The following is an 11,454-nucleotide window of genomic DNA, read 5'->3' on the forward strand; positions in this document are numbered from 1 at the left end:
GTTGGGTGGTGTCTCTTTTTGTGATCGCCCCGCCGCGTGCGCGACGCCCCGCCGACCGGCCCCGGGGCGAGCCGGATGCCGCGGGGACCGGCTGGAGCCGCCGCCGCTTCCTGCTGCTCACGGGAGCCGCCGCCGCTCTCGGTACGGGGGCGGGGACCGCCGGCCGGGCCCTGACCTCCTCGCGGTCCGGCGACGCGGCCGCCTCGCGGGCGGCCGTGGTCCTGCCGCCCCCCGCGTCACCGGCGCCGGGGCCGCCGCCGGGCGCGGCACTGCGGGTGCCCGGGATCAGCCCCTTCACCACGCCGAACAAGGACTTCTACCGGGTGGACACGGCACTGGTCGTCCCCCGCGTCCCGGCGGACACGTGGCGGCTGCGCATCCACGGCAAGGGCGTGCGCCGCGAACTGAACCTCTCCTTCCGGGAGCTGCTCGCCCGGCCGCTCATCGAGCGGGACATCACCCTGACCTGCGTCTCCAACGAGGTCGGCGGACCGTACGCGGGCAACGCCAGGTGGCTCGGCGCCCGGCTCGACGACCTGCTCGCCGAGGCCGGAGTACGCCCCCCGTCCCGGGGCGGACCCGCCGACCAGCTCGTGGCCCGCTCGGTCGACGGCATGACCCTCGGCACGCCCGTGGAGGACGTCATGGACGGCCGGGACGCCCTGCTGGCGGTCGGGATGAACGGCGAGCCGCTCCCGCTCGACCACGGCTTTCCGGTGCGGATGGTCGTCCCCGGCCTGTACGGGTACGTCTCGGCCTGCAAGTGGATCGAGGACATCGAGCTCACCACCTTCGACGCCTACGACCCGTACTGGGTCGAGCGGAAGTGGGCCCGGAAGGCGCCGGTCAAGACCCAGGCGCGCATCGACACCCCCAAGCCCTTCGCCCGCCCCGCCACCGGAACGGTGATGGTGGCCGGTGTCGCCTGGGCCCAGCACCGCGGTGTCGACCGCGTCGAGATCCGCGTCGACGACGGTCCCTGGCAGGAGACCGACCTCGCCGCCGAGAACACCCGCGACACGTGGCGCCAGTGGTCCTACTCCTGGCAGGCCACCCCCGGTACGCACACGCTCACCGTCCGCGCCACCGACCGGACGGGCGAGATCCAGACCGAACGGCGCGCCCCGACCCTCCCCGACGGGGCCAGTGGCCGGCATTCCGTCGTCGTGATGGCCGGATAGGCGCCGGGCGGACGGCGCACGGACCCCGGCCGGACGCCCGCACACGCATCGGGAACCCCTTTCCGGCCGACCTGTGGTGCCCCCTCGGCCAAGCCCGTGAGCAGGCCGGTACGCGCCTATTTGAGGTGCACCTGCTAGGGCAAAATGGCTGATGTCACAGGCAATTGCGGGCGGCGCGGCCTTTCACCCCGTACGCACGGGACGACACGGGGAGCCCGCGGCGCCAACGGTACGGGAAGGTGTGGTCTTGGCGTTGCTGTCCTTACCGGTACGGCGCATACGGGCACTGCGGGGGACGAGCGGGCTGGGATCGGGCCTGCAACGCGCCCAGTCCTTCCTGATCGTGGCCACCCTGCTGTACCGGGCGAGCCATCTGACCGTCGGCGCGCTCGCCGTCGCCCAGCGCCGCACGGAACTCCCCCTGCAGTACGCGGGATTCGCGGCGGCCCTGGGACTGAGCGCACTGACCTACGGCGCCGCCCTGCGGCGCGGCTGGTTCGACCGGCGGCACATCTGGGCGGACGTCCTGGTGACCGGCTGCCTGCTGCCCCTGGCCCTCTGCACCTGGGGCGGCGTGCGCGAACCGCCCACGATCGGCTGGGCCATGCTGCTCGGCGGCTCGGCGAGCGCCGTCGCCGCCATCTCCCTCCGACGGCTCCACGCCCTCGCCGTGATCGCCCTCCTGATCAGCACCCACTTCATCGGCTACCAGGCGGTGGGCGCGAGCCCCGCAGTGATTCTCGGCCACACCAACTCGCTGGTGTCCTCCGCCGTGATGACCTGGCTCTTCCGGTGGTACCTGCTCCGCCAGGGGCGCCTCCTCGACGAGGCCAACGCCCGCGCCGTGACCGCGGAGGCCCACAAGGCGCGCTACGCCGAGCGGCTGGAACACCACCGGGCGCTGCACGACACCGTCCTCGCCACCCTGACCACCCTGGCGTCCGGCTCGGTCGACGCCAACGCCCCCGAGGTGCGCCAGCGGTGTGCGCGCGAGGCCGCGTACCTGCGCCGGCTGATCCAGCAGACCGCCGCCGAGGTCCACCACCGGGAGATCGGCACCGCCCTGGAGGAGGCGGTCGGATCCGTCGAGAGCCTCCAACTGCGGGTCACCGCCCAGTACCACGACCTTCCGCAGGTACCGCCCGAGGTCGCCGCCGCACTGGGCGACGCCGTCCGCGAGGCCCTGAACAACGTACGGCGCCACGCGGGCACCGGACACGCCTACCTCACCGCCACCAGGGACCCGGACGCACGCGGGGGAGCCGTCGTCACCGTCGTCGACCGGGGGCCCGGATTCGACCCCGAGCACTGCGAACCCGGCCTCGGCCTGCGCGGCTCGGTCCACGGCCGGATGGCGGAGGTGGGGGGCCGGGCGACCGTGGACACCGCCCCCGGCGAAGGAGTACGGGTGGAGCTGAGATGGCCCGGGTGATCACCGTCTCGGTGGTCGACGACGACCGGATGCTCCTCGACGGCCTGCGGGCCTGGCTCGGCGGCGTGCCGGAGCTGCGGCTCGTGGCGACCGCCGCCACCGTCGGCGAACTCCTCGGCGCGCCGGACGCGCAGCTCCCGTACGGCTTCGGCGCGACGGGCTACGCCCCTCCCGACATCGTCCTCCTCGACCTCGTCCTGCGCGACGGCTCCGCCCCCGCCGACAACATCCGGCGCCTGCTGCGCACCGGGAGCCGCGTCCTGATGATCAGTACGGTGCCGGACCGCTCCAGGATCATCGAGGCCGTCCGGGCCGGCGCCGACGGTTACCTGACCAAGGACCACGACCTGCCGACCCTCGTCGCCGCCATCAAGGACCTCGCGTCGGGCAGGGGAGCCCTCTCCGCGGAACTCGCCTTCGCCTGCGCCCACGACGACAGCCCCGCACGCCCCCGGCTCTCGCCCCGGGAACGCCAGATCCTGCTCGACTACGCCTCCGGGCTGACCCTGAAGTCCGCCGCCCGGCGCGCCGGCATCACGGTGCATACCGCCAAGGACTACCTGGACCGGGTCAAGGCCAAGTACCAGCAGGCGGGCCGCCCCACCCACACCAAGCTCGACCTGGCCCAGCGGGTACGGGAGGACAGTCTCGAGGGGGGCTGACCACCCGCACAAGCCCCCCAAACGGACGGCTACAACGGGCACGGGCACCGACCGTACCGTCGTCCCGGCGGCGCCTCGGAGGGCCCGCCGGAAAGGGGACGAGCCGGTGTCGATTTTCTGGCCGGCGCTGCCGGAGGACTGTGCCGTCGCGGGCCCGAACGGCGGCCCGCACCCGAGGCGGGGGGAACTCATCGGCCGCGGTCCCGAGCTGGGGCAGATCATGATGGCGCTGACCGCCGCCCGGTCCGGGCGCGGCGGGGCGCTCTTCGTCACCGGCGAGCCCGGTGTCGGCAAGACCCGGCTCGCCACGGAGGCCCTCGCCGTGGCCGCCGAGACGAACATGGTCACGGTACGGGGCCGGGCCAGCGCGGTCGGCCCGCCCGTCCCGTACCGGCCGCTGGTCGAGGCCCTGCTCCTGCTGGCCCGCGCCGGCCTGCTGCCCGATTCGGACGAACTCGGCAGCTACGGGCCGGTCCTGGTCCGGCTGCTGGGCGGTGCCCGGGACACGCAGGCCGACGCCGCGTCGCACCTCATGGTCGCCGAAATGCTGCTGCGCCTGCTCGCCGTCGTCGGACAGCGCCGGGGCTGCCTGCTCGTCCTCGACGACCTGCACGACGCCGACGCCGGAACACTGGCGGTCGTCGAATACCTCCTCGACAACATCGGGCAACAACCGGCCGCGCTCCTCCTCGTCACCGGTTGCGCACCCTGCGCGGCCACCGAACTGGCCGTACAGGCCCGCCAGCGCGGGGCCGCGACGATGCTCGACCTCAGTCCCCTCAGCCGCCCCGACGTGCACCTGCTCATCGCGGCCGAGCTGCGCGTCCCCCCGGCCGAGGTCTGCCCCGACCTCGTCGACCGCGCGGTGGACAGCAGCGCCGGGATCCCCTTCGTCGTCAAGGAGCTCGTCCACGACCTCTCCGGCCGTCCGGCCTCCCACGACCCGCGGACACCGTCCGTACCGCCCACCGTCGCGGACAGCGTCCGGCGCCGCACCGAGCGGCTCGGCCCGCTCGGCGTGGAACTCCTGGGCATGGCCGCCCTGTTCGGCCGGCGCTTCGCGCTGCCCGTGCTGGAGCGCGCGATCGGCCGCGACCACGCCGAGCTGTCCGCGGTCCTGCGCGCCGCGGTCGCCTGCTACCTGATCACGCCGGACGGGCCGGGCACGCAGTGGTACACCTTCCGCCACCGGCTGGCGGCCGAGGCCCTGCTCGACGACCTCGGACCGGGGGAGCGGGCCAGGCACGTACGGCGTGCGGCACGCGCCCTGACCGACCTGCACCCCGGGCTGCCCGGAGCATGGTGCGAGCACGCCGCCCGGCTGCACGAGCACGCCGGCGACACCCCCGAAGCAATCCGGCTGTACTGCGAGGCGGCCGGGCGGGCCACGGGCGAGGGGGCCGTGGACCGGGCGGCGGAGCTGCTCACCCGGGCCCACCGGCTCGTCGAACCCGGCACCGCACCCGAACTGCACGCCACGGTGCTGGAGCGACTGCTGGACGCCGTCGCCTGCTCGGCCCGCTTCGACCGCCTGCCCGCGCCCGCCGCCATCCTGGACACCCTCGGCGGGGACGGCGGCGAGCACGACATCCCCGCCCAGCGGCGGGCCGGACTCCACGCCCGGCTGAGCGACATCGCCACCCTGACGGGCCGCCCCGCCGAAGCCCTGTGGCACCTCGACATCGCCCGCTCGCTGCTCGGCGGCCGCCCCGCCGACCACTACGCGGCCCTCGTGGACCTCTCGGCCGTGCAGGTGGAACTGAGCCGGCTCGCCCCCGACCGGCTGCACACCGCCACCCGGTACGCCCACCGGGCCCTGGAGGCCGCCCAGCGCGCCGACCTGCCGGACGTGGCGTGCCGGGCCCTGCTGCTGCTCGGCCAGCTGGCCCGGGAACAGGACGAGCCGACGGCCGCCGCCCACTTCGGGCGGGCCCGCGCCATCGCCCTCGCACGCAGGCTCCCCGTCCCGCGCATGGCCGCCGACGTGCACCTGGCCACCGTCGCCGCGAGCCACGACGGCCGGCCGACCCGGATGGAAAAGGCCCGGCAGGAGGCCCTGGGCATGGGCCTGCTGCCCCTGGCCCACGAAACCGGCTTCGTCCTCGCACTCGACCGGATCCAGCACGGCCGCTTCGACGAGGCCGGGGACCGGATCCGGGAGGCCGCGGCCGACGCGTCACGCCTCGGACTGGGCCGCCCCCTGGCCATGCTGCGGCTCGCCGAGGCCGTACGGTACGCCCACCAGGGCCGCCGCGCCGAGATGCGCGGGGCACTGGAGCGACTGGCCCCGCTGCTCGACGCGGCGCCCGGGGTGCGCGCGATGTCGTACGGGCTGGCGCGGGCGTTCTGCTCGCTGCTGGAGGAACAGCACGAGGCGGCCGGGCAGGAATTCGCCCAGGCCCTCGCCTACGACGCGGAGAATCCCGCGATCGGCGGCTTCGGCAAGCACGGCATCGTCCTGCTGCTCGGCGTGCTGGCCGGCCGCATGGGCCGGCGCCACCACACCGAGGTCACGCGGGCGAGCGCCAGTGGCACCCGCTGGAACCACCAGTTCGCCGGCCTGGCGCACGCCGTGCTGCTGGGCCGCGAGGGAAGCCCCGACGAGGCGACGGCCGCCGCGGGCAAGGCACTGGAGGCGGCCGAACCCTTCCCCATGGCACGCCGGCTGTCCCTGCGCCTGGTCGCGCAGTCGGCGTACGAGGACGGCTGGGGCACCCCGGTCGAGTGGCTGCGCGAGGCGGAGGAGTACTTCCACGACGCCGATCTCCAGGCGGTCGCCGGAGCCAGCCGGGCGCTGCTGCGCGGGATGGGCGCGCCGGTCAGGCAGCGGCGCACGGGCACCGAACGGGTCCCTCCGGAGTTGCGCCGGTGCGGGATCACCGTCCGCGAGTTCGAAGTGGCCCGGCTGGTCGCCGAGCGCATCAGCAACAAGGACATCGCCGGCCGGCTGCACATCTCGCTGCGCACCGTCGAGAAGCACGTGGCGAGCCTCCTCCAGAAGACCGGCCACCCGAACCGGACGGCCTTCGCGGTCGCCGCCCGCGACCGGGAGGGCCTGTAGCGGCCGTTGCGAACGGCGGGTCCGTGCGGGGGTGCGCCGAGCCCCCGCACCGACCCGGCGGGTCAGTCAGGGTTCTCCGGCGCGTGCGGAGACTTGCAGCAGGTGCTGTTGCTGCTCGTCGGGCTGACGGTGGCGGCAGCACTCTGCGTGTTGGCCTCCGTGCGCGGAAGCTTGAGGACGCTCATCCGGATCACCTCCTCGAAGGTCGGGCGCGCGGGTCGCACGCCTGGTGTCGATTCGTTACCGGCCGATCGGCACGTCCGACTCAACGCCATCCGCTCCACCCGCACATGGGCGCCGGCCCCGCATAATCTCCGCCCGCGCCCCCCACCGGAGCGCCGGTCCGAACGCGGCGGAATGGTGGTGGTGCGCACCCTCGGGCCGGCGGCGCGCGGTGTGGTAGGGACCGGCGATGTCAGACCCGGTGGCTAGCCTCGGCGCATGTCTGAGACTTCCACGGGTGAGCCCGACGACGTGAATGCCCCGCAGCCCGGCCCGCGGTGGACCGTGCAGTGGTCCGACGGGCCGGTGCCGGACCACCGGCGGCTGCGCTCCCTCGTCGGGCACAGCGGCCCGGTGCGCTCGGTGGCCACGGCGGTCGTCGACGGCAGGCCGGTCGTGGTCTCGGGCAGCCGCGACAACACCGTGCGCATATGGGACCTGGCGACGGGCGCACAGCTCCACGATCCGGTCACCGGCCGCACCGACCCGGTGTCCTCGACGACGACCGAGGTCCTGTCCGTGGCCACGGCGGAGGCCGACGGGAGGCCAGTGGCCCTCACGCTCCACGGCGACGATTCCGTCCTCGTGTGGGACCTGGCCACCGGCCGCCCGGCCGGTGAGTTCGTCAGGCTGGTGGAGAGCACCGTCCTGGACGAGCGCCCCGTAGCCCTCACCCTCGGGGCCGACAGGACCCTGCGCGTGTCGGACCTGCTCACCGGCCAACGGGTCGGCTCCTTCTCGCCGGCGGCCGGCCTTGCGACCCTGGACGGCCGCCGTGTCGTCCTCACCGTCGACGACATCGACGTGGACCGGACGGTGCGCGTGTGGGACCTGCTCACCGGCCGCCAACTGGCCCGGTCGCTGGAGGTGGAGAGGACCGTCGGCCTCGACGGACAGGTGTTCGTGGTCACGGCCGGGGAGGACGGGCAGGAGCGGCAGCTCTGGGACCTGGCCACGGGAGGGCCGGTCCCGGCCCCCGAGGCCGCAGCGGCCCTGTCCGACGGCGAGGACCTGCCCGGCGCCTCCACCGTGACGGTGGTGAACGGGCGCGTCGTCGCCGTCGGGCCGGAGGGCGAGGAGCCCCGGTTCATCGGTCCGCTCGCCCTCGCCCGCCAGAACGGCGCCCTGGGACGGACCCGGGCGCGGGAGACCGCGGTGCTGGACGGGCGTACCGTCGCCCTCACGGCCGAGGCGGACGGGTCCCTGCGCATCTGGGACCTGGCGGACGACCGGCAGCGCGTGAACGGCGTGCGCGTGATCCGGAGCATCGGTCCGAACGGGGCCTCGCCGACCCTCCCGCCCGGCCCGGAGCAGGACGCGGACCTGTGGCACCGCGTCTCCGGCCGCGGGAGCGGCGCTTGCGACAGCGGCGATCCGGTCGCCCTCACCGTGGAGCGGGACGGCACGGTGGTGGTACGGGACCGCGCCACCGGGAGGCCCGTGGGCCCGCCGCTGACCGGCCACACCGACGAGGTCCGGGACGTGGCCACCACGGTGCTGGACGGCCGTCCGGTGGCCGTCACCGCGGGCGCCGACCACACGCTCCGCACCTGGGACCTCACCCACGCCCACGCGGACGGCCCGCCCCGTACCGGACACACCAAGACGGTCACCGCGATCACCACCGCCGTCGTCGACGGGAGCCCGGTGGCCGTCACGGCAGGAGCGGACCGCGCCCTGCACGTCTGGAACCTGGCCACCGGGCAGCAGGTCACGGCCCCCGTGACGGGCCTGGAGGGCGGCGTGACCGCCATGGTCGCATCGGTGGCCGACGGCCGGCCGGTGGCCGTGACCGCGGGATCCGGCGACGCACTGCACCTGCTGGACCCGGCGGGCGGGGGGCACCGCCACGAGCCCGTCACCAGCCACCACGGCCGGGTGCTGGCCCTGGCCACGGCGACCCTGGACGGCCGGCCCGTCGTCGTCACGGCCGGCGCCGACCGCACCCTGGCCGTCTGGGACCTCGACGGGCGCCGGATGGTCGGCGAGCCGCTCACCGGTCACTCCAGCCGGGTGACCGCCGTCGCGACGGCGGAGCTGGCGGGGCGGCCCGTCGCGGTCTCCGGAAGCTGGGACAGGACCGTGCGGCTGTGGGACCTCACCACCGGCAGCCAGATCGGCGAACCCCTGACCGGCCACACCGACTGGGTGACCTCGGTGGCCACCACGCTGGTGGACGGCAGGCCCGCCGCGATCAGCAGGAGCCGGGACAGGACGGTGTGCCTGTGGGACCTGGCCACCATGAGGCGGATCGGTGGCGTGGAGACCGGCCACCCGGACCCGAACGGGCCGATGGCCGTCACGGCCGGGGAGGACGGGCGGCCCGTGGTGGCCATCGGGCAGGGGCAGACCGTGCGGTTCTGGGACCTCGTCGGAGGGTGCGAAGCGGCGGACGAGTACGTGCTCCCGCTCGCGGTGGGCGCGCTCGCGGCCGCTCCGGGCGGCCGGCTCGTCGCCGGTTTCGGTCCGGAGGTGGCGGTGCTGCGCCCGATCGCAGGTTGACTCAATCGGACCGTACCCCTCCGGTCGATCGGGAGAATCTCAGGAGCAACAGGCGGTGATCCGGTGTGCGGGGGTGGCGAGTCAATTCTCCCCTGCCGTACGGCGGTTCGCCGATCCCCCCAGCACCGTGAGAGGTACCACGATGACCACACCCCGCGTCAGGCGTTACGCAGCCCGCGCGTTGACCATGACAGTGGCGGCCTGCGCCGTCGCGGCGGCGACCGTCCTGCCGGCATCCGCCGCCGACCAGCCCACACGACAGCTGCTCATGGCGGACTGCGCCTCGGGCGAGGGCAAGTGCACGTTCAACTCGCCCAAGCTCGGGGAGGCGTACCTGGGTGAGCTCCGCCAGGTGTCGAACTCGCTGTTCAACTGCAGCACGTCCGACTCCACCCAGTCGATGACGTGGGACGACACGGTGGGCTCCACCGACTCGCTGGGCGTCTCCGTCACGGCGGGAGGCACCATAGCGGGCATCGTTGACCTGAGCGTAACGGCGAGTTACAGCCACACTTGGTCGAGCAGTCATTCCGAGAGCAGCTCGCTCAATATGACGGTGAAGCCGGGCGAGGTGGGCTGGATCTCACGGGCCCAGGTGATGCAGAAGGTCTCCGGTACCTGGCAGACCCACTATGACAGCCCGAAGTGGAGCCACTACTACTGGTTCTTCCAGGACACGATCACCAGCCCGGCCAAGAACGGCACGGACGGCAAGAGCAACGCGGTGGTGGTGAAGACCCGCAAGATGACCGCCGCGGAGAAGCGCTCCTGCTCCGCCGAGTCCCACCGCGGCCGCACCTTCGTCCAGGCCCGCTGAACCCCACCCGGCCCCCACCCGGCCCCGACCCGCTCCCAGGGTCGGGGCCGGGTGTCTTTCTACCCCCCCCGGGGCCCCGCGCCAGGGACGTACTTCTGCCGAAAGGGAATGGTCGCCGGCTTTTAGCCGGTGTTTATGAGGGTGTCAAGTCCCGAGATTCCGGAACATGACCCGGGTATGGCCCCCGGGGCTTACTTGTGGTGCGGGCCTCACCGGAAACAAAACGAGGCAGACGGAAGAGTCACCGCACAGTCCGGAAAACCGGACACCTCATATATCCCTCTTCATCGGTAGGAGAAACTCATGAACCGCAAGATGCAGACCAACAGCTCTGTCCGTTCCACCCGTCGCGGCTTCCGTATCGCGACTCTGGTCGCCGCGGCAGCTGTGGTCACCGGCGGAGTCGTCCTTCCGGCTTCCATGGCTTCGGCCGCTCCGGTGAGCCAGGTGGCTACGGCCCTTCCGACCGCCGGAGGCGCCGGAGGTGACGGTGGCAAGGGCGGTACCGGCGGTCTCGTCGGTGGCGCCGGTGGTGCCGGCGGCTCCGGTGGCGGCAGCGTCACGGGCACCGGTGGTAAGGGCGGCAACGGTGGTGGCGGTGGGGACGGCTTCCTGCTCGGTGGCGCCGGTGGCGGTGGCGGCGGTGGCGGCGAGGGCCGTGTCGGTGGCGCCGGTGGTAACGGCGGCGACGGCGGCTTCGGTGTCCTCCAGGGCGGCAACGCCGGTGGCGGCGGCGGGGGCGGCGACGGCTTCCTCAAGGGCGGCGCCGGCGGCAACGGCGGTAACGGCGGCTTCAGCTTCTTCAACGGAGGCGCCGGCGGCAAGGCCGGGGACGGTGGCATCGGTGGCCTGATCGGTGGCATCGGTGGCAACGGTGGCGCGGGTGGCGGCAGCCTCTTCTGATCCGCTCACCGCACCGCAGTAACCGGCTCAACGGGTGGAGGCCTCCGGGCCTCCACCCTCCCACCCCCCTTCCCCTCGTCCCACCCCTTTCTCATCCCCCCACATCGGTATTTGCGGAAACGGAGAACCCCCTCATGTTCACGAAGTCCTGGCAGCGTCCGATCATCCTGGTCACGGCCTCTCTGGCCCTCGTCACCGGTACGGCGTGCGCCGCGCAGGCGTCCCAGTCCCACACCCCCACGGGCTTCAGTGCCTCGGCCCCGGCCGACCAGCCCGAGCACTGCATCGGTTTCGGTGCCGGCGGCAAGGGCGGAGAGGGTGGCAAGGGCGGCAGTGGAGGTGAGCCCGGTCAGCCGGGTGAGCCCGGCCAGCCCGGCGGAGTGGGTTGCCTGAAGTTCGAGGACCTCCCCGACAAGCCGAAGGCAGACCTGACGGTGGTGGACAAGGTGCGGATCGTGCTGATCGTGCTGGCGGCCGACGACCCGGACGAGACGACGAAGAAGATCGCCGACAAGTACAAGATCTCGGACGAGCAGATCGACACCTGGAAGCAGTACTACGTCGACGGCGACTGGTTCGCCCTGATGGGAGACACCCTCCGCTGAGGCGACACACAGGCGGACAACCGGGGCCTCGCCCCCTCCCCAGCGCCCCGGCCTGCAGCAGGCCGGGGC

General features: G+C 73.6%; 9 protein-coding genes. 8 read left to right on the forward strand and 1 reads right to left on the reverse strand.

What is annotated here, in order from left to right:
• The 4 genes from ACWGE1_RS36705 to ACWGE1_RS36720 form a co-directional block, all read left to right on the forward strand.
• The coding region (locus ACWGE1_RS36705; protein ID WP_453424800.1) for a molybdopterin-dependent oxidoreductase at window positions 1–1,181 on the forward strand (1,181 nt) is incomplete at its 5' end.
• Window positions 1,182–1,434: 253 nt separating this feature from the next.
• Window positions 1,435–2,613: a sensor histidine kinase gene (locus ACWGE1_RS36710; protein WP_453424801.1), complete on the forward strand. Its 1,179-nt coding sequence runs from the start codon at window positions 1,435–1,437 to the stop codon at window positions 2,611–2,613.
• The gene (locus tag ACWGE1_RS36715; RefSeq protein WP_453424802.1) at window positions 2,601–3,275 is read left to right on the forward strand and encodes a response regulator; all 675 of its coding nucleotides are present in this window, start codon (window positions 2,601–2,603) and stop codon (window positions 3,273–3,275) included. Before ACWGE1_RS36710 ends, ACWGE1_RS36715 begins: the two co-directional genes overlap by 13 nt.
• Before the next feature lie 106 nt (window positions 3,276–3,381).
• Window positions 3,382–6,336, forward strand: a complete 2,955-nt coding sequence (locus ACWGE1_RS36720) for an AAA family ATPase (RefSeq protein ID WP_453424803.1) — start codon at window positions 3,382–3,384, stop codon at window positions 6,334–6,336.
• A gap of 62 nt (window positions 6,337–6,398) precedes the next feature.
• On the opposite strand, the gene ACWGE1_RS36725 is transcribed toward ACWGE1_RS36720, so the two are convergent.
• Complete coding sequence (locus tag ACWGE1_RS36725) at window positions 6,399–6,521, reverse strand: hypothetical protein (RefSeq protein WP_453424804.1); 123 nt, start codon at window positions 6,519–6,521, stop codon at window positions 6,399–6,401.
• A gap of 256 nt (window positions 6,522–6,777) precedes the next feature.
• Between ACWGE1_RS36725 and ACWGE1_RS36730 the strand changes: the two genes are divergently transcribed.
• The 4 genes from ACWGE1_RS36730 (at window position 6,778) to ACWGE1_RS36745 (ending at window position 11,385) form a co-directional block, all read left to right on the forward strand.
• Window positions 6,778–9,060 (forward strand): WD40 repeat domain-containing protein, encoded by a 2,283-nt coding sequence (locus ACWGE1_RS36730; RefSeq protein WP_453424805.1) that lies wholly within the window; start codon window positions 6,778–6,780, stop codon window positions 9,058–9,060.
• A gap of 142 nt (window positions 9,061–9,202) precedes the next feature.
• Window positions 9,203–9,877 carry a hypothetical protein gene (locus ACWGE1_RS36735; RefSeq protein ID WP_453424806.1) on the forward strand — a complete coding sequence of 225 codons (675 nt, stop codon included), beginning with the start codon at window positions 9,203–9,205 and terminating at the stop codon, window positions 9,875–9,877.
• A 303-nt stretch (window positions 9,878–10,180) separates the two neighbouring features.
• Window positions 10,181–10,780, forward strand: coding sequence for a hypothetical protein (locus ACWGE1_RS36740; RefSeq protein ID WP_453424807.1), 600 nt, complete (start codon window positions 10,181–10,183; stop codon window positions 10,778–10,780).
• 134 nt (window positions 10,781–10,914) lie between these two features.
• Window positions 10,915–11,385 carry a hypothetical protein gene (locus ACWGE1_RS36745; RefSeq protein WP_453424808.1) on the forward strand — a complete coding sequence of 157 codons (471 nt, stop codon included), beginning with the start codon at window positions 10,915–10,917 and terminating at the stop codon, window positions 11,383–11,385.
• Window positions 11,386–11,454 lie beyond the last annotated feature (69 nt).

Source organism: Streptomyces sp. NPDC054932 (genome assembly GCF_053610205.1).

Bases quoted from the DNA above. Each gene is read 5' to 3' on its own strand.
- ACWGE1_RS36725 (WP_453424804.1), bottom strand. From the start codon at position 6,521: ATGAGCGTCCTCAAGCTTCCGCGCACGGAGGCCAACACGCAGAGTGCT.
- ACWGE1_RS36730 (WP_453424805.1), top strand. From the start codon at position 6,778: ATGTCTGAGACTTCCACGGGTGAGCCCGACGACGTGAATGCCCCGCAG.
- ACWGE1_RS36745 (WP_453424808.1), top strand. From the start codon at position 10,915: ATGTTCACGAAGTCCTGGCAGCGTCCGATCATCCTGGTCACGGCCTCT.
- ACWGE1_RS36715 (WP_453424802.1), top strand. From the start codon at position 2,601: ATGGCCCGGGTGATCACCGTCTCGGTGGTCGACGACGACCGGATGCTC.
- ACWGE1_RS36735 (WP_453424806.1), top strand. From the start codon at position 9,203: ATGACCACACCCCGCGTCAGGCGTTACGCAGCCCGCGCGTTGACCATG.
- ACWGE1_RS36740 (WP_453424807.1), top strand. From the start codon at position 10,181: ATGAACCGCAAGATGCAGACCAACAGCTCTGTCCGTTCCACCCGTCGC.